This is a genomic window from Kitasatospora sp. NPDC015121, assembly GCF_055562955.1.
Genome location: NZ_JBVHEH010000003.1, coordinates 178,592 through 205,467, shown reverse-complemented (window position 1 = coordinate 205,467; position 26,876 = coordinate 178,592). Strand labels below are relative to the sequence as shown.

Here is a 26,876-nt window from a genome sequence, read left to right as displayed (position 1 = left end):
CCCCGCCCCCACCCGAATGCCGTTCGCATCTCGGGCAGGCGTACGGGGGGTGAACGGGCCGCGGGCGGGTACGAGACGAAGCAACCTTGTCGGTACGGACAGGGACATATGGGTGTGTTCACCACCACAGTGGGCGGCGTGTCGCCCGGCGACACGTCAACCTTTGGGTGGGATCGGGGGTCGGGTACTTGCGCGAACCGCCGCTCCCGTGTGGACTACGGCCACAGCCCCGGCATGGACGCCGGGCCGAATACTGGAGGTTATTCCCGTGAGCGCGACCGCGGACCCCGCGGACAAGTCCAACCCGGCGCTTCGTCTCGGCTTCGAAGAGGGCCAGATCATCCAGGAGCTCGGGTACGACGAAGACAGTGACCAGCAGCTCCGCGAGGGGATCGAGGAGATCACTGGCACCGAACTCGTCGACGAGGACTACGACGACGTCGCCGACGGCGTCCTGCTGTGGCACCGCGACGAGGACGGGGATCTCACCGACTCCCTGGTCGACGCCTTGGAGTACCTGGCGGAGGGCGGCCTGATCTGGCTGCTCACCCCGAAGACCGGCCGAGACGGGCACGTCGAGGCGCACGAGATCGCCGACGCCGCGAAGACCGCCGGTCTGTCGCAGACCAGCTCGGTGGCGATCGCCAAGGACTGGGCGGGAACCCGCCTGGCCACCCCCAAGGCCTCGAAGGCCGGCAAGCGCTGACCTTCGGAGCACCACCCGTGGCGGGCCCCGCCGGCGAACGCGCCGGCGGGGCCCGTCCGCGTTCCGGGGCCCGCCGCACCGTGTTCACCCAGGGCGAACGGATCGCCCGGACGGGCGCGCGGGCTCACCCGGACGGTCGAACCGGGGGCCGCGGGTGGGAGGATCGTCCCGAGCGCACCACCGTCCACCACCGTTCAGGCAGGAAGGTCCTTCCATGACCGTCGAGATCGGCACCCAGGCCCCGGACTTCGAGCTCCGCAACCAGCACGGCGAGTCGGTCAGGCTGTCCGACTTCCGCGGCGAGAAGAACGTCGTCCTGGTCTTCTACCCGTTCGCCTTCACCGGCGTCTGCACCGGCGAGGTCTGCGAGATCCAGAAGGAGCTGCCGCGCCTGCAGAACGACGAGGTGCAGGTGCTCGCCGTCTCCAACGACTCGCCGTTCTCGCTGCGGGTCTTCGGTGACCAGCAGGGCCTGGAGTACCCGCTGCTGTCGGACTTCTGGCCGCACGGCGAGGTCTCCCGCGCGTACGGCGTCTTCAACGAGGAGAAGGGCTGCGCGGTCCGCGGCACCTTCGTCATCGACAAGGAGGGCGTGGTCCGCTGGAGCGTCGTGAACGGCCTGCCGGACGCCCGGGACACCCAGGAGTACCTGGCCGCCCTCGGCGCGCTCTGAGGCCCGCCCGGGCCCGGCCCGGGGCAGTCGGACCGGCCCGGCGGGGCGGAAGTCGCGCCGCGCCGGGCCGGTCGGCGCCGCGGGCCGGGAACCCGGCACTACGATCGGGCCGTTGACGGACCGGGAAATCGAACTTCTTGGAGGACCACGTGGGTGTCAGCCTGAGCAAGGGCGGCAATGTCTCGCTCACCAAGGAGGCGCCCGGCCTGACCGCCGTGGTCGTCGGCCTCGGCTGGGACGTGCGCACCACCACCGGCACGGACTTCGACCTGGACGCCAGCGCGCTGCTCTGCACCGAGCAGGGCAAGGTCCGCTCCGACGCCGACTTCATCTTCTTCAACAACCTGAAGAGCGCCGACGGCTCGGTCGAGCACACCGGCGACAACCTCACCGGCGAGGGCGAGGGCGACGACGAGCAGGTCAAGGTCGACCTGGCCAACGTCCCGGCCGAGATCACGAAGATCGTCTTCCCGGTGTCGATCTACGACGCGGAGAACCGGCAGCAGAGCTTCGGCCAGGTCCGCAACGCGTTCATCCGGGTGCTGAACCAGGCCGGCGGCGCCGAGATCGCCCGCTACGACCTCTCCGAGGACGCCTCGACCGAGACCGCGATGGTCTTCGGCGAGCTGTACCGCAACGGCGCCGAGTGGAAGTTCCGCGCCATCGGCCAGGGCTACGCCTCCGGCCTGCGCGGCATCGCCCAGGACTTCGGCGTCAACGTCTGACCGGTCGGCACGGCCCCGGCGGGGCGGCTCCGCGCGCGGGGCCGCCCTGTCCGTCGTCCTACTCCGGCGGGAGGGCCATCACCTGGTTGCCCTGGACGGCGATCAGCAGCTCCCCGTTGCCGGCCAGGTGCCAGGGCAGCTCGGCCCCCGCGTTGGTCTGGAAGACCCAGCGGACCTTGTGGCCCACCACGTCGACGGCGTAGACGCCGCGGTCCGCGGTCGGTACGAACAGGGTGTCCTTGACCAGCACCGGGTTGGTGTCCATCGACACCTCGCTGGGCAGCTCCAGGTGCCACAGCTCGGTGCCGTCGGCCGCGTCGAACGCCACCACCCGGGTCGGGGCGGTCGGGGTGTAGGTGGTGCCCTGGTAGGTCAGCGTCATGCCGCCGAGCACCGAGTACAGGACGTGGCCGCCGGCCGCGGGCGCCCCGTACCACATCCGGGTCGAGCGGTCCGAGGTCTTCGCCCAGACCTGCTTGCCGTCGGAGACCCGCACGCCCTGGACGCCGTTCGGTTCGGCCGAGCAGAACACCAGGCCGTCCTGCACCACCGGCTGGTACGCCGAGCGGGAGTTGGTGGTGGCGAACCAGGTCTGGGTGCCGTCGGCCAGCGACCGGGCGACCAGGTTCTCCTTGCTGTCGGTGTAGAGCAGGGCGTCCGGGGTGAGGACCGAGCTGACCGTGTAGTCGGCGGTCTGCTGCCGGTGCTGGTTCCACAGCATCGAGCCGTCCTTGCGGGACAGCGCCATGATGCCCTTCTCGGTCTTCGCGCCCGCGTCGGTGACGCCCTTGTCGTCCAGCTTCAGGTAGGCGCACATCGCGTACACGGCGCGGTCGTCGGCGTTCAGCACCGTGTCCGAGGCGATCTGCACGCCGTTCGGCTTCGCCGGCTCGGGACGGTACTTCCACAGCACGGTGCCGGTGGCGGCGTCCACCGTGATCAGGTCGGCGACGGTGCCGTAGCTGATCGTGCCGCCCGCGCAGGCCAGGTGGTAGGCCATCGCGTCCTTGGTGATCCACTTCTGCCTGCCGTCGGACAGGTCCACCGTGATCAGGTCGGCGTTGCCGATGTGCAGCAGGCCGGGGGAGAAGACCAGGCCGACGCTGCCGACGTTGCTCGCCTCGGTCCGGTACGTCCACAGCGGCGCGGGCGGCATGCCGGGGGCCCGGCTGGGGGCGGTGCCGGACGCGGCGGGGGTGACCGGGGTGCCGGTGCCGGTCGGCGGGGCGGGCTTCGGCGCCGGGTCCGGCCCCGCGCCGCCGCCGAGCGCCCAGGCGGTCAGGCCGCCCGCGCCGGCCAGCACCGCCGCGCCGCCGCCGAGCAGCAGCGCCCGGCGGGACGGGCGGGCCGGGGCGACCGGCGCGGTGGGGTGCCCGGCCGGCGCGGCCGCGGGGTCGGTGGCGCGCAGCCGGACGGTGCCGGGGTCGACGGCGGTGGGCGCCCCGGGGAGCGAGACCTCGGTGGGGGTGGGGACGGCGGCCGGTGCGACGGCGGCCGCGCGCGGGTCGGCCGGGCGGACCGGGGCCTCCAGGTCCATCACCTCGGCGGCGCGGGTGGCGATCTCCGAGGCGAGCGCGGCGGGCAGCCAGCCGGAGCGGGCCGGGGCGACCGGCTCGCCCAGCAGCGCGCCGAGCTCGGCGGGCGCCGGCCGGGCCTCCGGGTCCTTGGCCAGGCAGGCGGTGACCGCGGCCCGCAGCGGCTCGGGCAGGTCGGCCAGGTCGGGCCGGTCGTGCACCACCCGGTACAGCAGCGAGGCGGCGGACGGCGCCCCGCCGTCCTCGGAGCGGTCGAACGGGCCGTGGCCGGTGGCGGCGTACACCAGCACCGAGCCGAGCGAGAACACGTCCCCGGCCGGGCCGAGGCGGCGGCCGGCCGCCTGCTCGGGGCTCATGAAGCCGGGTGAGCCGACCACCACGCCGGTCGAGGTCATCCGGTCGCCGTCCAGCGCCCGGGCGATGCCGAAGTCGATCACCCGGGGCCCGTCGGCGGCCAGCAGCACGTTGGACGGTTTGAGGTCGCGGTGCACCAGGCCCGCCGCGTGGATCGCGGACAGTGCCTGGGCCAGGCCCACGCCGAGGGTGCGCACCGCCTCCACCGGCAGCGGCCCGTGGGCGCGCACCGCGTCGTCCAGCGCCGGCCCGAGCACGTACGCGGTGGCCAGCCAGGGCGAGGGGCCGTCCCGGTCGGCGTCCACCACCGGCGCGGTGAAGGTGCCGCCGACGGACTGCGCGGCGGACACCTCGCGGCGGAACCGCTCACGGAAGTCGGCGTCCCCGGCGAGGTCGGCGCGGACCACCTTGACCGCGACCGTCCGGCCGCCGGCGGAGCGGGCCAGGTACACCCGGCCCATGCCGCCGACGCCGAGTCTGGCCAGCAGGTGGTAGGGGCCGACCGACTCGGGGTCGGTCCGGTCGAGCGGTTGGAACGGCATCGCTACCGCGCTCCCTCTGTTCGTCCGTGTGGTGGTGCCGCGCGATGGTTCGTCCCGGCGGTCCCGGCAGCGTACCGGCCGCCCCCGGCGGGTAGGCGGCGGGTCGGCGGCGAGGGGACGGGGGCGGGCGCTTGATAGATTCGGCGGCGGTCCGCACACCGGCCGGGGTGCGTGCGCGGGGCGGTCCGAGGCCGCCGGGGCGGGCGACTTGGCCGGGTGCCGGGCGAGTTCAGGAAGTTCAGTCGGGTGTGCAGCACTGCACGGCCGCGCGGGGGCGTAGATCTCTGGGGGGTGCGTCACCGGGCGCCCCCGCCGGACCAGGCCCTCCCGGGCGGCCGACGGCAGTCCACCGAACGCACGCCCCGGGAGCCCCGGAGACGGGAGCTTGGGAGGAAGTCAGATGTCCGTCACCCTCGCCAAGGGCGGGAACGTCTCGCTGACCAAGGCCGCACCGAACCTGACGCAGGTGCAGATCGGCCTCGGCTGGGACGCCCGGTCCACCACCGGCGCGCCCTTCGACCTGGACGCGAGCGCGCTGCTGTGCTCCGGCGGCCGGGTCGCCAGTGACGAGTACTTCGTGTTCTACAACAACCTGCGCAGCCCCGAGGGCTCGGTCGAGCACCAGGGCGACAACCTGACCGGCGACGGCGACGGCGACGACGAGGTGGTGCAGGTCCACCTCGACCTGGTGCCGGTCCAGATCGACAAGGTCGTGTTCGCCGTCTCCATCTACGACGCCGACGCCCGGCTGCAGAGCTTCGGTCAGGTCTCCAACGCCTACATCCGGGTGGTCAACATGGAGGACGGCAGCGAGATCGCCCGCTACGACCTCTCCGAGGACGCCTCCAGCGAGACCGCGATGATCTTCGGCGAGCTCTACCGCTACCAGGGCGAGTGGAAGTTCCGCGCGGTCGGCCAGGGCTACGCCTCGGGCCTGCGCGGCATCGCCCTCGACTTCGGCGTCAACGTCCAGTAACCGCACCACCGTCAAGCCGGGACGAGGTCGTTCCCGGCCGCCAGAAAGGCAGCTGACCCCGTGTTCCTCCGTACGTTCGGATGGTCCTTCGCCATCACGATCGCCGGCCTGATCGCCGCCGGCCTGATCTGGGGGGCCGAAGGATTCGGCGTCGTCCTGATCCTCTCGATCCTCGAGATCTCCCTGTCCTTCGACAACGCCGTCGTCAACGCCACCGTCCTGAAGCGGATGAACGCCTTCTGGCAGAAGCTGTTCCTCACGGTCGGCGTGCTGATCGCGGTCTTCGGCATGCGGCTGGTCTTCCCGCTGCTGGTCGTCGGCCTCACCGCGCACCTCAGCCCGGGCACCGTCATCGAGCTGGCGCTCGACTCCGGCAAGACCCACGACGGCCACACCTACGCCGAGTACCTCGACATGGCCAACCCGGCCATCGCGGCCTTCGGCGGCGTCTTCCTGCTGATGATCTTCCTCGACTTCATCTTCGAGGAGAAGGACTTCAACTGGCTGCGCTGGCTGGAGAAGCCGCTGGAGAAGATCGGCCGGCTGGACGCGCTCTCCTCGGTCGTCGCCCTGGTGGTGCTCGCCCTGTCCTCCCGCTTCTTCGCCGGTGACCGCGCCGAGACGGTGCTGCTGGCCGGTGTCTGCGGCCTCGCCACCTACCTGGCCGTCAACGGGCTCTCCGAGGTCTTCGAGTCCGGCCTGGAGGAGCAGCAGGAGGCCGAGGAGGCGGCCGAGCGCAGCGGCAAGTCGATCGTCCAGGTCGGCGGCAAGGCCGCGTTCTTCCTCTTCATCTACCTGGAGGTCCTCGACGCGTCGTTCTCCTTCGACGGCGTGGTCGGCGCGTTCGCGATCTCCCAGGACATCTTCCAGATCACCCTGGGCCTGGGCATCGGCGCCATGTACATCCGGTCGCTGACCGTCTTCCTGGTCCGCAAGGGCACCCTGGACGACTACGTGTACCTGGAGCACGGCGCGCACTACGCGATCGGCGCGCTGGCGCTGATCCTGCTCGCCTCGATCAAGTACCACATCCCGGAGATCGTCACCGGCCTGATCGGCGTCGCCTTCATCGGCGCGGCGCTGGCCTCCTCGATCATCCGCAACAAGCGGCACCAGGAGGTGCCGGAGGGCGCGGACGGCTAGCCGGACGCCCACGCACGCCGAAGGCCGCGCCCGTCGGGGGGATCCCCGGGGGTGCGGCCTTCGGCGTACTGCGGGCGGGTCAGCCGAGCTGCTGCTCGATCGCCCGGAGCTTGCGCTCCAGCGAGTCCAGCTTCGGCATCGACAGGGTGTCCTCGTCCGTCGTCAGGTCGACGCTGGAGGAGTACGAGGAGCCGTACGGGGAGGAGTCGGCGCCGCTCGACGAGTAGGACGACGACGAGGAGGAGCCGGTGCTGGTGGACTCGACGGCGGCGCGGGGGCGGCGGCCGGCGTTCAGGGCGGCGGGCTCCAGGGCGGAGGCGCTCACCCGGTCCAGGGTGGTCTCCTCGGGGGCTAGGGCAGGCTCCGTTGCGGAGGACGCGTCGCCGCCGGCCGCGGCCAGCGCGGGCACCTGGCGGGCGTGCCGGGCGCGGGCCAGCACGCCGCCCTGGCGGGCGATCGCCTTCAGCTCGGCCCGCTCGCGGCGGTCGGCGCTGCGGGCGCGCAGCTTCGCGTCCATCTTCGCCTGCCGCTCCTCGCGGACCTCCTCGACGGCCTCGTCCAGGCTGCGGACGTTCTCCAGCAGCATCAGCGACCAGGCCGCGTAGGTCTCGCGCGGGGCGCGCAGCCAGCGCACCACCCGGATCTGCGGCAGCGGGCGGGGCACCAGGCCCTGCTCGCGCAGCGCCGCCCGGCGGGTCTGCTTCAGCGCCCGGTCGAACAGCACGGCCGCCGAGATCGACATGCCGGCGAAGAACTGCGGGGCGCCGTCGTGCGCGCCGCCGCGCGGGGCGTGCACCCAGTTGAACCACGCCGAGGCGACCGCGAACAGCCAGACCAGCATGCGCGAGCCGAGCGCGGCGTCACCGTGACTGGCCTCGCGGACGGCCAGCACCGAGCAGAACATGGCCGCGCCGTCCAGGCCGAACGGGACGAGGTACTCCCAGCCGCCCGACAGGTTCAGGTTCTGCTGGCCGAAGCCGACCAGGCCGTGGAACGACAGCGCGGCGGCCACGCCGGCGCAGCAGAACAGCAGCACGTACGAGGCGCCGCCGTAGATGGCCTCCTTGCGGCGGCGGCGCTCCTCGCTGCGCTCCCACGAGTCGCCCGACGAGGAGGAGTCGTCGGACCTGTTGTTCTTGAAGCGCAGGAAGGCCACCAGGATGGCGGTGAACAGCAGTGCTGCACCGCCCACCACGGCCCAGACCAGCTGTATGGAGGAGAGGTTCATCGCGGGGAGGGCCTCGGCTTTCCGCAGGGCAGGGGGGAAGAGAGGTGACGCACGGTACACCTGTGCGGAGAGACGATATCGCGTCCGGGGGGCAGGCATCGTACGGGAGTGACGAACCCTCTGCCAGCAGGCCGCACCGTACGCTTGACGTTGACTCAGGACCCTCCGGGTGGGTATGGAGAGGGCGAGAAGGTACCGGTGCTGGGGGAGGACACGATGGTTTCGGTGTGGGAGTTCCTGAAGGGGGACCGGGGCGACAGCTTCGACACCGGGGGGCAGTTCAAGATCACCCTCACCAAGTCCCGACCGCACCACGCGATCACCGGCACGGCGGCCACCACCGGCTACCTCTACATCAACCTGCACTGGTCCACCCGCACCGTCGAACGCCCCAGCGCCGCCGGCGCGCTGCGCCGCTTCTTCGACCCGCGGATCCTGCGCCCGCTGGACACCGCGGCGGGCGGCGCCGCGCCCGTCGGCGTCGACCTCGACCTGGCCTGCATGTACGAACTCGCCGACGGCACCCGGGGCGTGGTGCAACCGCTGGGCCGGCTCTTCGGCGACCTGAACAAGCCGCCGTACATCAAGCTCTCCGGCGACGACGTCTCCGGCGCGCCCTCCGGCGAGACCATGCACGTCAACCTGGAGAAGAAGGACCAGTTCAAGCGCCTGCTGGTGTTCGTCTACATCTACGACGACACCCCGGCCTTCGACCGCACCCAGGCGGTGGTCACCATCGTCCCGCAGAGCGGCCCGCGGATCGAGATCAAGCTCGACGAGCGCGCCCCGGCGGCCCGTTCGTGCGCGGTGGTGCTGATCGAGAACGACGGCGAGGGCAAGCTGACGATCCGCCGCGAGGTGCGGTACGTGCACGGGTTCCAGTCCGACCTGGACCGGCTGTACGGCTTCGGCATGCAGTGGGAGCGCGGCTACAAGACCCCCTCCGCGCCCGGGAGTTGATCGTGGTCCCGGTGGGCGGGGAGGGGGTCGGGCCGGCGGCTCAGCGGGGCTGGAACTGCGGGCCCTGCGGCGGCAGCGCGAACGGCGGGCCCGCCTGCTGCGGGGGCTGCGGCTGGGGCTGCTGCTGCGGGGGCTGCTGGGGCTGTTGCGGCGGGTAGCCGTAGCCCGGCTGCTGGGGCGGGTAGCCGTAGCCCTGGGCGGCGGCGGGCTGCGGGTAGCCGTAACCGCCGGGCGGCTGCTGCGGCTGCTGCGGGGGTTGCTGGGGCGGGTAGCCGTAGCCCGGCTGCGGCGGCGGGTAGCCGTAACCGGGCTGCTGGGCGTGGTGGACGGTCGGCGGCAGCGCCGGCGGGGGCGGCGGCGGGGCGGCCGGGGCCCGCACGGGCGGCGCCGGGGTGGGCGTGGCCGGGGCGAGCGTCCAGTCGTCCTCGTCGACCGGGAGCGGCGCGGGCCGCCGCTGCGGCTCCGGCTCCGGTTCGGGGGCGCTCGGGCCGGGGACGCGCGGGTCGCCGCTGCGGTCGGTCAGGTCGACCGCGGAGCCGTCGACGGGGCCGGACGCGGCCTCGTCCTCGACGGCGATGCCGAAGTCGGTGGCCAGCGCGACCAGCCCGTCCGCGTAGCCCTGGCCGACCGCGCGGAACTTCCAGCCGCCGGCCCGGCGGTACAGCTCGGCGGCCACCAGGGCGGTCACCGGCTCCTGCTCGTCGACCGCGAACTCGGCCAGCGCGGGCGTCCCCTCGGGCGCGGCCGCGTCGAACAGCAGCACCCGCAGGTCCGGCACCGCCGGGAAGGCGCCGCCCTCCGCGGAGCCGGCCAGCACCACCTTGTCGACCTCGGACGGCAGCTGGGACAGGTCGATCTCCAGCCCGTCCCGGACCGTTCCGTCCACGACCTGCTTCGGCAGGTGCCGGACCAGGCCGGACGGGTGCCGGGGCTGGTTGTAGAACACGAAGTCGGAGTCGTCGCGGACCTTGCCGTGGGCGGTCAGCAGCAGGGCCGAGGCGTCCACGTCCGGGATGCCCGGGGAGTCCGTCCAGCACAGGACGGCACGGACGGCGGCGGCCGTCAGCGGGATGTTGGCGCCCTTCGCCATCACGTGCGTCATAGCGCACCATCCTGCCGCCTGCCGGGGGCCCGGGACAACGCGGGGCGCGGCACGGCGCGCCGGTGAGCCGCCGGGCCGGACGGCGGAGTCGATGACGGGGCCGACAATGTTGCGAGAATTCGATGTTTCGAACTCTTTGGTCGAGGTCATCCGGTCGTACGATAAGCGGCCAACGGCCCCGGTGGTCCCCACCCCGTGACGGCGCCGGCGTTCCGGCGAACTTTCCGGCCGCGCCGACCGTCCCAAGGTGAGGACGAAGGCGTCAGCCGTTCCCGCCGCCGGCGGGGCCCACCAGACCACAGCGGGAGAGCACCTTGCGCCACTTCGGGCATCTCGCGGACGACGTCCGCAGCCGGCTCTTTCACGAGCAGCCCGCCCCCTTCGACCGCGACAGCGAGGCCGCCGTCCTCGCCACCGCCCTCGGCGCCACGCTCTACAGCCCCGCCACCCGGACCACCCTGGCCCGCGACGTCCGCAAGCAGGCCGCCCGCGGCGTGGTCTCCATGGTGCTCTGCCTGGAGGACGCGATCGCCGACCACGAGGTCGACGACGCCGAGCAGAACCTGGTCGCCCAGCTCACCGAACTCGCCGGACAGGACGCCGACGCGGACCTGCCGCTGCTGTTCGTCCGGGTCCGGGCCGCCGAGCAGATCACCGACCTGGCCGCCCGCCTCGGCCCGGCGCTGCGCCTGCTCAGCGGCTTCGTGGTGCCCAAGTTCACCGAGGACAGCGGCCTGCCCTTCCTGGAGGCGCTGACCGCCGCCGAGGAGCGCACCGGGCAGCGGCTGTTCGTCATGCCGGTGCTCGAATCGCCCGAACTCGCCCACCTGGAGAGCCGCCGCGAGCAGCTGCACGGCATCGCCCGGCTGCTCGACAAGCACCGCGCCCGCGTGCTGGCCGTCCGGCTCGGCGTCACCGACCTGTGCTCCGCGTACGGGCTGCGCCGCTCGCCCGACCTGACCGCCTACGACGTCGCCCTGGTGGCCGGCGTGATCGGCGACGTGGTCAACGTGCTCGGCCGGGCCGACGGCACCGGGCACACCGTCACCGGACCGGTCTGGGAGTACTTCCCGCTCCAGGAGCGGATGTTCAAGCCCCAGCTGCGCCGCACCCCGTTCGCCGAGGTCACCCCGCCCGCCGACCGGGTCCGCCAGCGGCTGATCGAGCACGACCTGGACGGCCTGATCCGGGAGATCGAACTCGACCGGGCCAACGGCCTGCTCGGCAAGACCTGCATCCACCCCAGCCACGTCGCCGCCGTGCACGCGCTCTCCGTGGTCACCCACGAGGAGCTGTGCGACGCCCGGGACATCCTGCAGCAGCACCGCGGCGGCGGCGGGGTCAGCCGCTCGGCGTACACCAACAAGATGAACGAGGCCAAGCCGCACCGCGCCTGGGCCGAGCGGGTGCTGCTGCGGGCCGAGGTGTTCGGCGTCGCCCGGCCCGAGGTCACCTTCGCGGAGCTGCTGTCCGCCTGCATCGGCTGAAGTGCCGTTCCATAGAGGCTTCCTGACGCCGGGTCGACCGAGCGGCTGACGGGGCGGCCGGCCGACGGTGCCGCCCGCCCGGCCGGTCGGCTGATCCGCGGGCGCCGCCGGGCCCCGTACCCTCGACAACGAACCGGGCGGACGCGCGCCCGCGTCCGTCCCACCAGCACCACCCGCCCCCTCCGCACCGCCGCCCGCCCCGCCCGAACCGCCCGCACCGCCTTGCTCGTCGAGAGGAGCCCCCGATGACCGCCGACACCACCGCCCCCGGGCCCGTCGGGGCCGACCCCTGGACCGGCCAGTGGGTCACCGACCGGCTCGGCCTGCGCCTGACCGGCGACCCCGGGCTGCCCGGACTGATCGGCCTCGCCCTGCGGGTCAACCCCAAGCGCGCCCACCTGCTGGTCTCCCGGGTGCTGGGCAAGCACGTCCCGCAGCGGCCCGAGGTCGTGCACGGCGCCGGGGTCGACCTCGGCCGCCGGGTCGCCGACCTGCTCGGCCCGGCGGACGCCGCGCGCGCCGTCGTGCTCGGCTACGCCGAGACCGCCACCGCCCTCGGCCACAGCGTCGCCGACGGCCTCGACGCCCCCTACCTGCACTCCACCCGGCGGCCCGTCCCCGGCGTCGCTCCGCTCGGCGGCTTCGAGGAGGAGCACTCGCACGCCACCAGCCACCTGCTGCTCCCCGAGGACCCCGCGCTGCTGGCCGGCGACGGCCCGCTCGTCCTGGTCGACGACGAGTTCTCCACCGGCACCACCGTCATCAACACCATCCGCGCCCTGCACGCCGCCCACCCGCGCGAGCGGTACGTCGCCGTCGCCCTGGTCGACCTGCGCACCCCCGCCGACCGCGAGCGCCTGCGCGCCGCCGCCGCCGAGCTCGGCGCCCGCCTCGACCTGGTCGCCACCGCCGCCGGCGGCGTCGACCTGCCCGACGGCGTCCTGGACCGGGCCCGCGAACTGATCGCCGCCGCCCCCGCGCCCCGGCCCCCCGCCGGCCCGCCCGGCGAACTCGCCCGGGCCGACCTGCCCTGGCCCGCCGACCTGCCCGACGGCGGCCGGCACGGCTTCACCCCCGCCCACCGCCGCCGCCTCGACGCCGCCCTGCCCGACCTCGGCGCCGCCCTCGCCACCGCCGTCGGCCCCCGGGCCCGCCGGGTGCTGGTGCTCGGCTGCGAGGAGCTGATGTACGCCCCGCTGCGGCTCGCCGAAGCCCTCCAGCGGGCCCGTCCCGACACCGAGGTGCGGTTCTCCACCACCACCCGCTCCCCGGTCCTCGCCCTCGACGACCCCGGCTACGCGATCCGCACCCGCCTCGCCTTCGCCGCCCACGACGACCCCGCCGACCGCACCACCGAGCGCTACGCCTACAACGTCGCCGCCGGCGCCGACCCCGCCCGCCGCTTCGACACCGTCGTCCTGGTCGTCGACGACCCCGCCGACACCCCCGCCCTGCACCACGGCCCCGCCGCCCTGCTGCCCGCCCTGCGCACCACCACCGACCGGGTGGTGCTCGCCGTTCTCCCGTCGTACCGCCCCGCGCCACCCGCCCGACGCCCCGCTGCCCGAGCATGACTCCGTACCCGTCGAAGGCACCCGCATGACCGCACACACCGTCCCCTCCCCGCCCGCCGCCCGCCCGCTGCACGGGCCGGCCTTCTCCAGCTACCCGGCCGCCGACGTCACCTGGCTGCTCAAGGACCTCTCCGACGTCCACCTCGAAGCGCCCACCGAGGAGCGCGAGGAGGCCGTGCAGTCCGGCGGCGCCCACTACGCCGAGTCGCTGCCGGTCGAGTACCAGCCCAGCGCCGCCTACCAGCAGCTCTTCCACACCGCCCTCGGCGCCTCCACCACCCGGCTGGCCACCGCCGTCGGCGCCGTCGCCGAGACCCTGCTGCGCGAGCGCGGCCCGCACCTGGTGCTCGCCTCGCTAGCCCGGGCCGGCACCCCCGTCGGCATCCTGATCCGCCGCTGGCTCGCCCACGCCCACGGCCTCGACGTGCCGCACTACACCGTCTCCATCGTCCGCGGCCGCGGCATCGACCGGGTCGCCCTGCGCCACCTCGCCGCCCACCACCGCCCCGCCGACGTCGTCTTCGTCGACGGCTGGACGGGCAAGGGCGCCATCACCCGCGAACTCGACCAGGCCCTGGCCGGCACCGGCTTCGACCCCGACCTCGCCGTCCTCGCCGACCCCGGCGGCTGCGTGCGCACCTACGGCACCCGGGACGACTTCCTGATCCCCTCCGCCTGCCTCAACTCCACCGTCTCCGGCCTGGTCTCCCGCACCGTGCTGCGCGCCGACCTGACCGGACCGGACGAGTTCCACGGCGCCAAGTTCTACCGCGAGCTGGCCGGCGCCGACGTCTCCCGCCACTTCGTCGACACCGTCGCCGCCGCGTTCCCCGCCGTCACCGACGCCGTCGCCGCCGAGACCGCCCGGCTCGCCACCACCGACCGCACCCCCACCTGGGAGGGCTGGGCCGCCGTCGAACGGATCAGCGCCGAGTACGGCATCGACAGCGTCAACCTGGTCAAGCCCGGCGTCGGCGAGACCACCCGGGTCCTGCTGCGCCGCGTCCCCTGGCGGATCCTGGCCCGCCGGGGCGCCGGCGCCGACCTCGACCACGTCCGGCTGCTGGCCGAGCAGCGCGGCGTCCCGGTCGAGGAGACCGACGACCTGCCGTACACCTGCGTCGGCCTGATCCACCCGCGCTACACCCGCGGGGCCACCGGCCCGGACGGCACCGCCGTCCACACCTGACCCCCGCCCCCGAACGAAGGAGACCCCGCCCGTGCCGCAGTTCCTGGTCGCCAGCGACCTCGACCGCACCCTCGTCTACTCCAACCGCGCCCTCGCCCTGGACGTGCCCGACCGGCTCGCCCCGCGGCTCCTCGCGGTGGAGGTGCACGACGGCAGGGCGCTCTCCTTCATGACCGAGCAGGCCGCCGCCCTGCTCGCCGAGATCGCGGCCCTCGTCCCGGTCGTCCCGGTCACCACCCGCACCCGCGCCCAGTACGAGCGGATCCACCTCCCCGGCCCCGACGCCGCCTGGGTCCCCCCGTACGCGGTCTGCGCCAACGGCGGCCAGCTGCTGGTCGACGGCGTCCCCGACCAGGACTGGCAGCAGGAGATCCGCACCCGCCTCGACGAGCGCAGCGCCCCGCTCGCCCAGGTCGTCGAGCACCTCGCCCTCGCCGCCGACCCGGAGTGGACCCACAAGCGGCGGATCGCCGACGAGCTCTTCGTCTACCTGGTCGTCGAGCGCGCCGACCTCCCGCCCGGCTGGATCGACGACCTCACCGCCTGGTGCGCCGAACGCGGCTGGACGGTCTCCCTCCAGGGCCGCAAGGTCTACGCCGTCCCCGCCCCGCTCTCCAAGGGCACCGCGCTCGACGAGGTCCGCCGGCGCACCGGCGCCGACACCGTCCTCGCCGCCGGCGACTCCCTGCTCGACGTCGACCTCCTCCGCGCCGCCGACCACGCCTGGCGCCCCGGCCACGGCGAACTCGCCGAGACCGGCTGGACGGCGGACGGCGTCACCGCGCTCGCCGAGACCGGCGTGCGCGCGGGGGAGGAGATCCTGCGCCAGATGCTCAAGCACATCGCCTGACGCTCCGCGGAACGCCGGAACGCCGGAACGCCGGAACGCCGGAACGCCGGAACGCCGGAAGGGCGGAGCGCCGGGACGGGACCGGAAACGGCAGGACGCCTCCGGTCCCGGACCACCCGGGGGCTCAGCCGCAGCAGCCCCCGCCGCAGCAGCCGCCCCCGCCACCCCCGCCGCCGCTCGGCGCGGAGGCCTTCGCGCCGGTGACCGCGACCGCCGAGAGCAGCTTGACGGTGTCGGGGTGCCCGGCGGGGCAGGCGGCCGGTTCGTTGGCCCGGGCCATCGGGCGGTCGAGCTCGAAGGTGGTGCCGCAGGAGCGGCAGCGGAAGTCGTAACGAGGCATACCGAGCAGGGTACCCAGCGGACGGCTCAGTGGCCCCGGATCATCGTGACCACCTCGGCCGCGGTCTCCCGGACGGCGGCCAGCTCGGTCAGGAAGTGCCAGTAGTCGGGGTGCCGGCCGGACTCCTCCAGCGCGGCGACGGCCCGGTCGAGGCGGCCCACGGCGGCGTCGAGCGGCCCGGCGTGCCGCGGGTCGGGCGCCTGTCGGCCGGCCATCGCGAGGCGCTGGGCGTCGCGGATCGCGAACCGGGCCCGCTCGATCTCGCGCTGCGGGTCGTGCTGGACCTCGTTGAGCTGCCGCAGCCGCTCGTTGACGGCGGTGACCGCGCCCCCGGCCGTGTCGAGCAGCGCGCGCACGGTGCCGATCGCCGCCGTCGCGTCCGCCCAGCGCTGCTCGTCGCGGGCCCGGACGGCCTCGGCCAGCCTGCCGCGGGCGGTGCGGACGGCGTCCGCGGTCTGCGCGGGCACCTGCTGCAGGTCCTGCCAGCAGGAGGTGGAGAACCGGCGGCGCAGCTCGCTGAGCGCCGGGTCGACGGTGGGGGCGCGGTTCTCCAGGGCGTCGATCCGGGTGCGCAGCGAGGCGACCCGGTGGTCGATCTCGGTGGCCCGCTCGGGCAGCTGCGCGGCCTCGGTGCGGATCGCCTCGGCCCGGCGGGTGACGTCCTCGGCGCGCTGCAGGGTGGCGGGGACGCCGTGCTGGGCGACGCCCTGGTTCAGCCGGGTCAGCTCGGGCGCGAGCTCGGCGAGCCGGGCCGCCAGGTCGTCCGCGCGCAGACCCGCGCCGCGGGCCTGCTCCAGCGCGGTGGTCGCGCCGAGCAGCGCCTGCCGGGCCTGCTCGACGGCGGGCGTGACCCGGATCAGCTGGGCCTCGGCCTGGTCCAGGGCCGGCTGCAGGCGGTTGACGAAGGTGTCCAGCTCGGCGCGCTTGGCGTCCAGCTCGCGCTTGGCCTGGTCGAGCTGCTGCCGGGCCCGGGCCACCGCGCCCGGGTCGCTCTCGGCGGACTCCAGGTCGACGGCGTCCAGCGCGCCCAGGTAGGCCACGGTGACCTGGTCGATCCGGGCGGTCAGGTCGGCGAACTCCCGCTCGACCCGGCGGGCGGCGGCCGGGTCGCCCGCGGACTTCACGGTCTCCACCGCGAGCAGCGCGTCCCGCTGGGCGGAGTCCAGCTCGTAGAACGACTCCTGGGCCGCCTCCCGGGCCGCCCTGGCGTCCGCACGCGCGCCGTCCCGACGGCCGCCGCCCCACCAGCCGCCCCGCCCTCCGCCACCGCCGCCGGCCACCCTCACCACGCGCTCCCCGCTCCGTATCCGTTCCGCCGCTCTCCCCGCCATTCTTGCCGATCACCCGCCCCACCCGGCACCCCCCGTCCCGCACCCCCTGAGACGGGGCGGCGAAGCACCCCCGGGACCAGGTAGTCTGTCGACTCGTCGTGCGACCGGCCGAGCCGGTCCACTTCGGCGAGGGCGCATAGCTCAGCGGTAGAGCGCCGCCCTTACAAGGCGGATGTCGGCGGTTCGAAACCGTCTGCGCCCACAATGAAGATGCAGGTCGGACGCCCTTTCGCCCTTTCGGCGGGAGGGCGTCCGGCGTTGCGGCGCGCCTGCGGCACGCAGCGGTGACCCGGAACGTCCCGAGGCGGCCGCCCCCGGCGGGGTCGGTCGCCGAGCGGGTCGCCCGTCGGCGGCCGGCCCACCGCGCCCCGTCCGATCGCGCCACCACGCCGGAGGCCCGGACCGTTCCGACGGTCCGGGCCTCCGGCGCTTCCGGGTGGCGGCGCCGGATCAGTGGCCGGCCTGCGACCCCGGCGTTCCCGGAGCGTCCTGGGCGGCCTGGTCCGGGCCCGCCTGGCCGAGGCCGGGGTCGATCTGCCGCGCCTGCGCGTAGTACCGCGCGGCCGCGTCGTGGTCGGTCGGCTCGGCCAGCGTGCCCAGGTTGTAGAGCGCCCTCGCCATCTTCGGGTCGAGCCGCAGGGCCTCGTGGTACTCGGCCGCCGCCGCGTCCGCCCGCCCGGCCGCCTGGTGGACCGTGCCGAGGTCGTAGTGCGGGAAGGGGTCGGCGGGGTCGATCCCGGTGGCGGTCCGGTAGGCCGCCGCCGCCAGGTCGGCGTCGTGCCCGCGCTGGGCGGCCATGCCGAGGTACACCAGCCGCTCGGCCGCGACGTGGGCGGGCAGGTTCTTCAGCGCGTCACGCGCGTCCACGAGCCGGGCGGGCTGTGCGACGTGGAAGTAGAGGAAGGCCCCCGGGGAGTTGTCGATCAGGACGTAGTGCGATTCGAAGTAGTCCGTCACCTCGGGGGTCCAGGGGACGAACGTGCTCCGCTCGGCGACCTGGAGCAGGTAGTCGGCCTGCCGCATGCCCTGCAGCCAGACCCGCGCGACCGCTTCCGGTGGGGTGGAGTTGGACTGCGAGGGCTCGTGGGCCGGGTCGTCGGCCAACCAGCTGCCGAACGGGTCGACCAGGATCGGGCAGCCCGAACCGGCACCGAAGCGGTCCGCCGTGATGAGCCGGGCCGGGTCGTCGGACAGCACGCAGGAACCGGGCCTGACGGCCGCCGCCAGGCGCGGGCCCGGGTCCGTCGCGCCGCCGAGGTAGCCGCGTACCGAGGCGCAGACCTGGGGGACCATCAGGACCGCCATGATCGCCAGGGCCGCCATGCCGCCGCCGCGCACCAGTTCGCTGTCCACGCGCCTGACGGCCCGCCCGACCAGTGCCCCGACGAGCAGCCCCAGGAACACCCCCGGCGCGTACCCGTAGTGCGCGTAGAAGGACGAGGAGAAGCAGACCGCCGTCACCGTGAGGACGCTCGCACCGAGCAGGAACCAGTCCTGGGCGGTGTTGCGCCCCGCGCGGTAGACGGCCCCGGCCGCCAGGGCCACGGCCAGCAGCAGGGCGACCGCGACGCCGGTCGAGACGTGCAGGCCCGAGGGACCGTCGCCGAGCCCGACGACGAAGCGCAACCGCTCTCCCACCGGGGCGCCCAGGGACTCGCGCAGCAGCTGGGTGGCGATCACGTCGTGGAACAGCCGGCCCGGCGCGAGCAGCAGGAACGGCAGCAGCGGGACGGTGACGCCGACCAGCAGGGCCGCCCCGATCCGGCGCTCCAGCCGCTCGCCGGGCCGCCGGCCCCGGCCCACCCGCACGGCGACCAGCAGGGCCACGGCGGGCAGCAGCGCCCACAGCTTGATCGTGCAGGCGATCCCGAGGGCGAAGCCGGCCAACCGCAGCCGCCGGGGGGACCGGGTGGGCGTGCCGTCGAACTCGAAGGCGGCCAGCGCCCCGATCACGCAGCACAGGGTCGTCCAGGGCTCCAGCGTCAGGCTCTGCCCGGAGAGGTAGGTGAGGGGGAAGCAGGCGAGGAGCAGGCCGGTGACGACCATCGCGGTCCGGCCCCGGGAACGGGCGAGCAGCGTGCCACCCGCCACCACGCCGACCGAGGCGAGCGCGGTCAGCAGGCGGGCGATCACCAGCGCCACCGGCTGGCCCACGACGGTCCCGACCACGGCGACGGGCGCCATCAGCAGCGGCAGGCCCGGCGGGTGCAGGAAGGTGAAGTCCCGGTACGGCAGCACGCCGTGGACCAGCCGGAGAGCGGCGGCGAGGAGCACGCCGTCGTCGTAGCCGTGCGCGCCGGTCAGGGCCTTGGGCAGGCTGAACACGTAGACGTAGAGCGCGGCCGAGAGCGCCGCCGCACCGCCCGTGACGGTGAGGGCGGTGCGCGGGCTGACGGCGGCGGACGGCCTGGCCCCCTCGGCCGGTCCGCCCGGCTTTTCCGGCTCACCCGGCTCACCCGACGCTCCCGGCTCACCGTGCCCGTCGGACGCTGCGGAGTCCGGGGACCTCCGGGAGGCGGGCGGCACGCCGGCCGGCTCGGCCTCCGGGGAGTCCGTCTGTGGGGGCAGCAGCGCGCTGAGCGCCTCGCTCAGCCGCAGGTTCAGGTTCAGGTTCACTACACCCTCTCTTGCACGCGGGCCGGGACCCGGGCGGGAACCCCGAGCCGGGCGAGCGCGAACTCACGGTTCTCCAGGGTCTGCGCCCGGTACCGGGCGGGCAGGCCGTCGTCGCTGAGCAGTCGGTCGCAGGCGTCGAGCGACGCCCGGGGGTCTCCGGTCCAGTAGGCGGTGATGGAGTACTCGAACAGCAGCCCCCACCGGTACACCCAGGGCCAGACGAAGAGCACGTCCTCGGCCGGGGGCCGCGGATCGGTCAGGGCGGTGGCGGCGAACGCGTGCGCGGCGTGGTGGCGGCCCGCGACGCGCAGGCGGGAGGCCAGTTCGTAACACGCCTCCAGCCGGCCCGGCCGGGCCTGCCAGGCCCGGGTCAGGGCGTCGATCCCACCCGCCAGGTCGCCGGACTCGGCGCGCAGGACGCCGGCCTGGAGCAGCGAGAAGTAGACCTCCTCCGCCCAGCCGCCCATCTCCGCGCGCCTCTCGTAGAGCCGGACGGCGCGCTCCGTGTCGCCCAGGTCACGGCAGGTCTGCGCGAGGTAGAAGACCGTCCTGGTGTTCTCCGGGTGCCGCTCGAACGCGGCGGTGAGCAGCCGCTCGTCGCGCTCGAACTTGTCGGCCCGCGAGCCGCCGTCCGCGAAGTGCTCGACGACCAGCGCGTCGAGGTGCGCCGACCGGTCGGTGCTGTCGCAGGTGAGGTACTCGTGCGTCACCCCCTCGTAGCGCCAGGGCAGGTCGCCGCGCACCAGGCGTTTGACCCGGTACTCGCTGTCGCCCGCGTGCCGGAGCAGGTACGAGTCGAGGGTGAGCGCGGGCAGTGCGGCGTCGACCCGGAGCACCATGTCGGCGTCGACGAGCAGCAGGTAGTCCGCCCGCCCGGCGGCCCGCCTGATGTTCTCCGTGCGGTTGTGGCCGAAGTCGCGCCACTCGGTCTCGTGCAGCTCGCCGGGGACGTCCGCGAGCAGGCGCCGGACCAGCTCCTGGGTGCCGTCGGTGGAACCGGTGTCGCTGATCACCCAGTAGTCGATCAGGTCGCGCACCGACTCCAGGCAACGGGCCAGGACCCGCGCCTCGTTCTTGACGATCATGCAGAGGCAGATCGTCGATCGGCCCCGGGCGGACGGGACCGAGGGGGTCGCGGGGGTCGGGCGGGGTGCCGCAGCCACGGTGTCTCCCATCAGCTCGGTGCGATGCAACGGGTCTGCACCGTGACGTTGTGGCTCGAAGAGGTGGTGTTCGAGATGCTGTAGCCGAAGTTGGTGGTGTTCCCGATGACGCTGACGACGACCATGCCGTTGATGCCGCCGGGGCTGCCGTCGTAGAGGAGGCTGGCGCCGACGGCCACCGCGGGTGCGGCGCAGTCGCCACCGAGGATCGTGCTGAAGGTGCCCGGGCCGAGGGAGACCGTGCTGCCGCTCACGAACGAACCCGTCAGGTTCGACAGACCGGACGCCCCGGTCGCCCCGGTCGCACCCCTGGCGCCGGTGGCGCCGGTCGGACCGGTCGGGCCAACGGCACCAGCTGGGCCGGTGGGACCGGTGGGACCGATGGGACCAGTAGGGCCCGTGGCGCCGACCGCGCCGGTGGCACCGACAGCACCGGCCGGCCCTTGAGCACCGGTCGCACCGGTCGCGCCTGCCGGTCCCTGAGCGCCGGTCGCACCTCTGTCGCCAGTCGGGCCCTGAGCGCCAGCAGCGCCCGCCGGTCCTTGAGCGCCGGTCGCACCTGTTGCGCCTGTCGGGCCCGCAGCGCCTGCTGGCCCTTGTGCGCCGGTCGCGCCGGTCGCGCCAGCAACGCCCGCTGGCCCTTGGGCGCCGGTCGCACCTGTTGCGCCTGTCGGGCCCGCAGCACCTGCCGGTCCTTGAGCACCAGTTGCGCCTGTGTCGCCGGTCGGCCCTTGAGCGCCAGCAGCGCCTGCCGGTCCTTGGGTGCCGGTCGCACCTGCCGGGCCCGCAGCGCCTGCTGGCCCTTGGGCGCCGGTCGCACCGGTCGCGCCTGCCGGGCCCGCAGCGCCTGCTGGCCCTTGGATGCCGGTCGCACCGGTCGCGCCAGCAACGCCCGCCGGTCCTTGAGCGCCGGTCGCACCTGTCGCACCCGTCGGGCCCGCAGCGCCTGCCGGGCCCTGGGCGCCCGTCGCGCCTGTGTCGCCGGTCGGCCCTTGTGCGCCTGTGTCGCCCGTCGGCCCTTGAGCACCAGCAACGCCTGCCGGTCCTTGGGTGCCGGTCGCGCCCGTCGCGCCTACCGGTCCTTGAGCGCCAGTTGCGCCGGTCGCGCCTGCCGGGCCCTCAGTACCTGCCGGGCCTTGTGCGCCTGTTGCACCCGTTGCACCAGTTGCGCCGTCAGCCCCTGCCGGTCCTTGGGCGCCCGTCGCACCGGTCGCGCCTGCCGGGCCCGCAGCGCCTGCTGGCCCTTGGATGCCGGTCGCACCGGTCGCGCCAGCAACGCCCGCCGGCCCTTGAGCGCCGGTCGCGCCGGTCGCACCGGTCGCGCCAGCAACGCCCGCCGGTCCTTGAGCGCCGGTCGCACCTGTCGCGCCCGTCAGGCCCGCAGCACCTGCCGGTCCTTGAGCACCAGTTGCGCCTGTGTCGCCGGTCGGCCCTTGTGCGCCAGCAGCGCCTGCCGGTCCTTGGGTGCCGGTCGCACCTGTTGCGCCTGTCGGGCCCGCAGCGCCTGCCGGGCCCTGGGCGCCCGTCGCGCCTGTGTCGCCGGTCGGCCCTTGAGCACCAACAGCGCCTACCGGTCCTTGAGCGCCTGTCGCGCCTGCCGGGCCTTGTGCGCCTGTTGCGCCCGTCGCACCGGTTGCGCCATCAACCCCTGCTGGTCCTTGAGCGCCCGTCGCACCGGTCGCGCCAGCAACGCCCGCCGGCCCTTGAGCGCCGGTCGCGCCTGTCGGGCCCGCAGTACCTGCCGGTCCTTGGGCGCCTGTCGCACCTGTCGCGCCAGCAGCGCCTGCCGGTCCTTGAGCGCCCGTTGCGCCCGTTGCGCCCGTCGGGCCCGCAGCGCCTGCCGGTCCTTGAGCGCCAGTTGCGCCTGTTGCGCCGGTCGCACCTGCCGGTCCTTGTGCGCCCGTTGCGCCCGTTGCGCCCGTCGGGCCCGCAGCGCCTGCTGGTCCTTGGGTGCCTGTCGCACCTGTTGCGCCTGTCGGGCCCGCAGTACCTGCCGGTCCTTGAGCGCCCGTCGCGCCTGTGTCGCCGGTCGGCCCTTGAGCACCAACAGCGCCTACCGGTCCTTGAGCACCGGTTGCACCCGTCGCGCCAGCAACGCCTGCGGGCCCTTGAGCACCTGTTGCGCCGGTCGCGCCAGCAACGCCTGCCGGTCCTTGAGCGCCCGTCGCACCTGTAGCGCCTGTCGGACCAGCAATGCCTGCTGGCCCTTGTGCGCCGGTCGCACCGGGTGCGCCCGTTGGGCCAGTAGTGCCCGCCGGTCCCTGGGGACCAGTCGCGCCCGCCGGGCCAGCAACGCCTGCCGGACCCTGGGCGCCCGTCGCGCCGGTTGCGCCGTCAGCACCTGCAGCGCCGGTCGCGCCTGTAGCACCCGCCGGACCCTGGGCGCCTGTTGCGCCTGTGTCGCCTGCCGGTCCCTGGGCGCCGGTCGTGCCTGTGTCGCCGGTCGCACCCTGAGCACCAGCAGGACCGGCAGGGCCCGTCGCGCCCGTCGGACCTGCCGGGCCGGCAGGGCCGGCAGGGCCCGCCGGGCCCTGGGCGCCCGTCGTACCCGTTGTGCCGGCAGTGCCCTCCGGCCCCTGGGGGCCGGTGGCGCCCGTGTCGCCGGTCGGTCCCTGGGCGCCGGCGGCGCCCGCCGGGCCCTGAGGGCCCGTTGCGCCGGCAGCGCCTGCCGGTCCCTGCGCACCGGTGTCGCCCTCCGCGCCGGCAGGACCCGCAGGTCCGGCGGGGCCGAGGGGCCCCTGAGGGCCTGCCGGGCCGGTGGCGCCCGTCGGGCCGGTCGGGCCGGGGCGGCCGGGGCGGCCGTGGTGCCGGTCGTGGTGCGGGCCGGGGCCGCACCTGGGGACCACTCCGGCGAGGCCGATGTACTTGGCGCTGACCCACCCGTCACGGCGGGCGAGTCGGTACCAGCTCGGGTTCCCGTAGACCTCCGCCCCGGCCGTCCAGCAGGCCACGGGCACCCGGTCGCCGTGGTCGTACGAGCCGAGGATCTCCGAGTCCGTGGTCGGGCGGGCGCGGATCCACTGGCCGTCCGCGGCCTGCTCGGTCCCCCACGTCGTGGCGCTCCAAGCGGGCCCGGCCATCAGCAGTGACGCCACCCCGACCGCGGCGGTCCCCGCGATGACCTTCTCGGCGACCGGGCCCAGCGCCCTGCGGCCCCTCGACGTGGCTCCACGGCCCTGGGGCACGGTACCGACTCCTTCCAGGCCAACGGTTCCAACCGAAAAGGCGATCCAGCGCTGCCCCCGCACGCGGACCGAGCAGACGGATCTCCGACGGTAGGAGCGCAGGCCGGGCGGCGACCGGCAGCGGCCCGTGCCCGGGCCGTTAATTCACACCGCCGGCCGAGCGGTCGGCTCTTCGGGCGGCCTCGACCGTGCGGGCGAGGCGGGCTGACGCCCCGTCCGTTCTCACGGTGCGTCAGGTCCATTCCCGGGCGGTCCGGTGCCGCCCGTTCGTGGGTGCGCAGGCATGCGGGCCGAGGCGGCCCACGGCAGCACCGTCGAGGCGCCCGCCCGCGACCACGGTCACCGCGGCCCGACGCCGCCGCCGTACGCGCCGATCACCCGCACGAGCAGGCCGTGGCCGCCTTCGAGGAGTGCTCCGCGGGGGCCGGGTGGGCGTCGTTTCCGCGGGTCAGGGGCGGTCGGCGAGGAGGCGGAGCAGGCCGACCAAGGCGACGCCGGCCACGATCTCACGGCGGTCGATCATGGAGCGGACGCGGGTGAGGGGGATCCACTCGATCCGGTCGGCCTCGTGGGTGTCGACGGGCGGGCCGAGGTGCCGGGCGTCGCGGGCGAGGAAGACGGTGTGCTCGGCGTCCGTCATGCCGCCGATGGGCTGGGTGTAGGCGAGGGGTTCGAGTGCGGTGACGCGCCAGCCGGTCTCCTCCTCGACCTCGCGGGCGGCGGCCTGTTCCAGGGTCTCGCCGGGGTCGACGATCCCGGCCGGGACCTCCCAGTTCCAGGTGTCGGTGGTGAAGCGGTGGCGCCACAGCATCAGCACCTCGTCGCGGTCGTTGAGGACGACGACGGCGACGACCGGGGCGAACCGGACGAGGTGGTGCTCGTAGCGGGGGTTGCCGGGGGGTTCGACCTCGACCAGGTCGAGGCCGACCCAGGGGCTGCGGTAGACGGGGCGGCTGCCGTGCACGGTCCACTCGCTCATGGCGGCGATCATGCCACGGACCACCCCAGGCGCGTCCGGGCGCGGCGCGGCGCGGCGCTGCGCGGCGCTGCGCGGCGGGGCGTTGCGGGGGCGCGGGTGGAGCGGGTTGCATGGGGGGATGGCGGAGACGGGGGCCGGACGGCCGGTGGTGTACCTGTTCGGGTCGGCGGCGGGGGTGGTGGCCGGGCTCGGGGACGCGGTGCGGGCCGGGCTGGCGCGCGGGTGGGACGTGGCGGTGGGGCTGACGCCGTCGGCGCGGGAGTGGTTGGCGGAGCGGGTGCCGGAGTGGGAGGAGCTGACCGGCCACCCGGTGAAGTCGGCGTACCGGCGGCCGGGGCAGCCGGACGTGCTGCCGCCCGCGGACGCGGTGCTGTTCGCGCCGGCCACCTTCAACTCGGTGAACGCCCTGGCGCTGGGCCTGACCTCGTCCTGGGTGGTGGGCTACGCGGCGGAGGCGGCGGGCAAGGGCGTCCCGGTGCTGGTGATGCCCTGCGTGAACACCGCGCTGGCCGCGCACCCGCAGTTCCCGCGCAGCGTGGCGGCGCTGCGCGAGGCCGGGATGCGGGTGCTGCTGGGGGAGGGCGGTTTCGTGCCGGACGAGCCGGGCGCGGGCGCCCCGTACCCGTGGGGGGCCGCGTTGGACGCGGTGGCCCGCGCGCTGGGGTGAGGGGCGCCCGCGTCGGGGTGCGGGGTGCGGCCGCGGACCGCGGGTCAGAGCAGCTTGCGCGGGGCGAGCGCGGGCCGGGGGTCGTCGGGGCGGCGGTGCGGGTGGAGCAGGTCGGCGGCGGCGCGGAGCCGGGCGGCGGCGCGGGCGGGGAGGACCAGGGTGTAGAGGTGGCCCTCGCCGCGCGGGCCCTCGACCAGCCAGGACGTCCAGGGCAGTTGGAGGGTCGCGGCGGGGCTGAAGGCGACGGGCAGTCGGCCGGCCAGCGGGAGGTCCTGCAGGCCGAGGCGGCACCAGTTGGAGACGGTGAGGGTGCGGCGGCCGGGGTCGAAGCCGACCGGGACGCACTCGGCGGCGCGGTCGCGGCCGACCTGTTCGAGGAAGCGCAGGTTGCTCCGGACGCTCAGGTGCTTCTCGGTGAACTCCTCGATGGCGGTGCGCAGTTCGGCGGCGTACCGGGCGGGTGCGGTGCCGGTGCGGTAGGGCAGCCGGATCTCGCCGAGCAGGTTGCCCGGGGCGCCGTCGGGCAGGCCGAGGACGCGCCGCAGGTTGACCGGCATGGTGAGGGTCCGGTCAGCGTCGCCGTCGCCGTCGCCGGCGCCGTCGACCTCGTGCAGCACGTGCAGCAGGTGGGCGCAGAGCGCGTCGTTGGCGGAGAGCCGGCGTCCGGCGTCGGCGCTGTACGCGGCGCGCAGCCGTTCGGTCTCGGCGGGGGAGAACCAGACCTGGACGGTGCGGTTGGCGAGCGAGGCGCCGGTGACGGCGCGGCGCAGTTCGGCGGCCTCGGCGGGGTCGGGCAGCCGCAGTGCGGGGGTGCCGCAGTCGGTGGCGGGCAGGTGGGCGTCGAGCTGGGCGTCCCGGTCGGCGGCGCGGACGATCGCGGGCGGCGCGGTGCCCTCGGTGCCGGCCGACCAGGCGCGCACCAGCAGGGCGAAGGTCTGCATGTCGCCGACGGCGTGGTGCCAGGAGACGCCGAGCGCGCTGCCGCCGTCGGCGAGCCGGTTGAGCCGGACGGTGAGCAGCGGCAGCGGTTCCCGGCGGGCCTCGGTGGCGCGGACGTGGTCGACCAGGCCGCCGGCGGGCAGCGCCATCCGGTCGAAGGCCTCGGCGAGGGTGTGCGGGGAGTCGGCGACGGTGAAGGGGACGCCGGAGTCGTCGGTGTCGATCCACAGTCCGCCGTCGGGGTCGGTGCGCAGCCGGCCGGCGAACTCGGGCAGGTCGGCGAGGGCGCGGGCCAGGCCGGCGGCCAGGGCGTCGGGGTCGAGCGGGCCGTCGTGGAAGAAGACCACCGAGACGGGCAGGTCGGCGAGCAGCAGGTCGCCGACGGAGCAGCGCACCGGCCCGGCCCCCGGGCGGCCGGCCCGGACCGTGCGGACGGTCCCACCGGCCTCCGCGGCGGCGTTCTCGGCGTCGGACGTCAGCGTGCCGGCCATCCCGGTCCCCTCCCCAGCTGCCTGAAACGACGGGGGAACGATAGGGGCCCGCGGGCGGGGGACACCAGAGGTGTCCGAACGGTCGGTTCCGCTCCGTACGGGTATGTGGCGTTTCTCATAC

At 74.9% G+C, this 26,876-nt stretch carries 22 protein-coding genes, 1 tRNA gene and 1 pseudogene; 11 read left to right on the top strand and 13 right to left on the bottom strand.

Annotated features, from left to right (window positions below; genetic code table 11):
* Positions 1-268 precede the first annotated feature (268 nt).
* The 3 genes from ACZ3J7_RS04910 to ACZ3J7_RS04900 all read left to right on the top strand — a co-directional run bounded on the left by ACZ3J7_RS04910 (position 269) and on the right by ACZ3J7_RS04900 (position 2,104).
* The gene (locus tag ACZ3J7_RS04910; protein WP_465616915.1) at positions 269-706 is read left to right on the top strand and encodes a DUF3052 domain-containing protein; all 438 of its coding nucleotides are present in this window, start codon (positions 269-271) and stop codon (positions 704-706) included.
* 214 nt (positions 707-920) lie between these two features.
* Entirely contained in the window at positions 921-1,379 is a 459-nt protein-coding gene (locus tag ACZ3J7_RS04905; RefSeq protein ID WP_465616913.1) for a peroxiredoxin, read from the top strand.
* Positions 1,380-1,528: 149 nt separating this feature from the next.
* Positions 1,529-2,104 (top strand): TerD family protein, encoded by a 576-nt coding sequence (locus ACZ3J7_RS04900; protein ID WP_014135608.1) that lies wholly within the window; start codon positions 1,529-1,531, stop codon positions 2,102-2,104.
* Between the two features lie 58 nt (positions 2,105-2,162).
* Here ACZ3J7_RS04900 and ACZ3J7_RS04895 read toward each other — a convergent pair whose 3' ends face one another.
* Positions 2,163-4,535 carry a protein kinase domain-containing protein gene (locus ACZ3J7_RS04895; protein ID WP_465616910.1) on the bottom strand — a complete coding sequence of 791 codons (2,373 nt, stop codon included), beginning with the start codon at positions 4,533-4,535 and terminating at the stop codon, positions 2,163-2,165.
* 400 nt (positions 4,536-4,935) lie between these two features.
* Between ACZ3J7_RS04895 and ACZ3J7_RS04890 the strand changes: the two genes are divergently transcribed.
* Together ACZ3J7_RS04890 and ACZ3J7_RS04885 are read left to right on the top strand one after the other, a co-directional pair.
* On the top strand, positions 4,936-5,511 hold the full coding sequence (locus ACZ3J7_RS04890) for a TerD family protein (protein WP_465616908.1): 576 nt from the start codon (positions 4,936-4,938) through the stop codon (positions 5,509-5,511).
* 60 nt (positions 5,512-5,571) lie between these two features.
* Complete coding sequence (locus ACZ3J7_RS04885; RefSeq protein ID WP_465616907.1) at positions 5,572-6,654, top strand: DUF475 domain-containing protein; 1,083 nt, start codon at positions 5,572-5,574, stop codon at positions 6,652-6,654.
* A gap of 79 nt (positions 6,655-6,733) precedes the next feature.
* Here ACZ3J7_RS04885 and ACZ3J7_RS04880 read toward each other — a convergent pair whose 3' ends face one another.
* Positions 6,734-7,882, bottom strand: coding sequence for a DUF2637 domain-containing protein (locus ACZ3J7_RS04880; RefSeq protein ID WP_465616906.1), 1,149 nt, complete (start codon positions 7,880-7,882; stop codon positions 6,734-6,736).
* A gap of 216 nt (positions 7,883-8,098) precedes the next feature.
* Between ACZ3J7_RS04880 and ACZ3J7_RS04875 the strand changes: the two genes are divergently transcribed.
* Entirely contained in the window at positions 8,099-8,842 is a 744-nt protein-coding gene (locus ACZ3J7_RS04875; RefSeq protein ID WP_465617251.1) for a TerD family protein, read from the top strand.
* 40 nt (positions 8,843-8,882) lie between these two features.
* Here the strand turns inward: ACZ3J7_RS04875 and ACZ3J7_RS04870 are convergent, their stop codons facing one another.
* On the bottom strand, positions 8,883-9,944 hold the full coding sequence (locus ACZ3J7_RS04870; protein ID WP_465616904.1) for a TerD family protein: 1,062 nt from the start codon (positions 9,942-9,944) through the stop codon (positions 8,883-8,885).
* 314 nt (positions 9,945-10,258) lie between these two features.
* On the opposite strand from ACZ3J7_RS04870, the gene ACZ3J7_RS04865 reads away from it, so the two are divergent.
* The 3 genes and pseudogenes from ACZ3J7_RS04865 (at position 10,259) to ACZ3J7_RS04855 (ending at position 15,044) form a co-directional block, all read left to right on the top strand.
* Positions 10,259-11,431 (top strand): HpcH/HpaI aldolase/citrate lyase family protein, encoded by a 1,173-nt coding sequence (locus ACZ3J7_RS04865; protein ID WP_465616902.1) that lies wholly within the window; start codon positions 10,259-10,261, stop codon positions 11,429-11,431.
* Positions 11,432-11,676: 245 nt separating this feature from the next.
* A pseudogene (locus ACZ3J7_RS04860) lies at positions 11,677-14,194 on the top strand (phosphoribosyltransferase).
* A gap of 31 nt (positions 14,195-14,225) precedes the next feature.
* Complete coding sequence (locus ACZ3J7_RS04855) at positions 14,226-15,044, top strand: HAD family hydrolase (RefSeq protein ID WP_465616900.1); 819 nt, start codon at positions 14,226-14,228, stop codon at positions 15,042-15,044.
* A 124-nt stretch (positions 15,045-15,168) separates the two neighbouring features.
* Here the strand turns inward: ACZ3J7_RS04855 and ACZ3J7_RS04850 are convergent, their stop codons facing one another.
* The gene (locus tag ACZ3J7_RS04850) at positions 15,169-15,384 is read right to left on the bottom strand and encodes an FmdB family zinc ribbon protein (protein WP_465616898.1); all 216 of its coding nucleotides are present in this window, start codon (positions 15,382-15,384) and stop codon (positions 15,169-15,171) included.
* A gap of 26 nt (positions 15,385-15,410) precedes the next feature.
* On the bottom strand, positions 15,411-16,664 hold the full coding sequence (locus tag ACZ3J7_RS04845) for a hypothetical protein (protein WP_465617249.1): 1,254 nt from the start codon (positions 16,662-16,664) through the stop codon (positions 15,411-15,413).
* A 181-nt stretch (positions 16,665-16,845) separates the two neighbouring features.
* On the opposite strand from ACZ3J7_RS04845, the gene ACZ3J7_RS04840 reads away from it, so the two are divergent.
* A tRNA-Val gene (locus ACZ3J7_RS04840) sits at positions 16,846-16,917 on the top strand.
* Positions 16,918-17,165: 248 nt separating this feature from the next.
* On the opposite strand, the gene ACZ3J7_RS04835 is transcribed toward ACZ3J7_RS04840, so the two are convergent.
* The 7 genes from ACZ3J7_RS04835 to ACZ3J7_RS04805 form a co-directional block, all read right to left on the bottom strand.
* Positions 17,166-19,331: a hypothetical protein gene (locus ACZ3J7_RS04835; RefSeq protein ID WP_465616896.1), complete on the bottom strand. Its 2,166-nt coding sequence runs from the start codon at positions 19,329-19,331 to the stop codon at positions 17,166-17,168.
* A complete protein-coding gene (locus tag ACZ3J7_RS04830) occupies positions 19,331-20,416 on the bottom strand; it encodes a glycosyltransferase (RefSeq protein WP_465616894.1) in 1,086 nt (361 codons plus the stop codon). Before ACZ3J7_RS04830 ends, ACZ3J7_RS04835 begins: the two co-directional genes overlap by 1 nt.
* A gap of 89 nt (positions 20,417-20,505) precedes the next feature.
* Positions 20,506-20,748: a hypothetical protein gene (locus ACZ3J7_RS04825; protein WP_465616892.1), complete on the bottom strand. Its 243-nt coding sequence runs from the start codon at positions 20,746-20,748 to the stop codon at positions 20,506-20,508.
* Between the two features lie 818 nt (positions 20,749-21,566).
* Positions 21,567-21,854, bottom strand: coding sequence for a hypothetical protein (locus ACZ3J7_RS04820; RefSeq protein WP_465616890.1), 288 nt, complete (start codon positions 21,852-21,854; stop codon positions 21,567-21,569).
* 207 nt (positions 21,855-22,061) lie between these two features.
* Positions 22,062-22,541 (bottom strand): hypothetical protein, encoded by a 480-nt coding sequence (locus ACZ3J7_RS04815; protein WP_465616889.1) that lies wholly within the window; start codon positions 22,539-22,541, stop codon positions 22,062-22,064.
* Positions 22,542-22,547: 6 nt separating this feature from the next.
* Positions 22,548-22,718, bottom strand: coding sequence for a hypothetical protein (locus tag ACZ3J7_RS04810; RefSeq protein ID WP_465616887.1), 171 nt, complete (start codon positions 22,716-22,718; stop codon positions 22,548-22,550).
* A 1,409-nt stretch (positions 22,719-24,127) separates the two neighbouring features.
* Positions 24,128-24,658 carry an NUDIX hydrolase gene (locus ACZ3J7_RS04805; protein WP_465616886.1) on the bottom strand — a complete coding sequence of 177 codons (531 nt, stop codon included), beginning with the start codon at positions 24,656-24,658 and terminating at the stop codon, positions 24,128-24,130.
* 118 nt (positions 24,659-24,776) lie between these two features.
* On the opposite strand from ACZ3J7_RS04805, the gene ACZ3J7_RS04800 reads away from it, so the two are divergent.
* Positions 24,777-25,325, top strand: a complete 549-nt coding sequence (locus ACZ3J7_RS04800; RefSeq protein WP_465616884.1) for a flavoprotein — start codon at positions 24,777-24,779, stop codon at positions 25,323-25,325.
* 44 nt (positions 25,326-25,369) lie between these two features.
* Here ACZ3J7_RS04800 and ACZ3J7_RS04795 read toward each other — a convergent pair whose 3' ends face one another.
* Positions 25,370-26,755 (bottom strand): acyltransferase, encoded by a 1,386-nt coding sequence (locus ACZ3J7_RS04795; protein WP_465616882.1) that lies wholly within the window; start codon positions 26,753-26,755, stop codon positions 25,370-25,372.
* Positions 26,756-26,876: the final 121 nt, after the last annotated feature.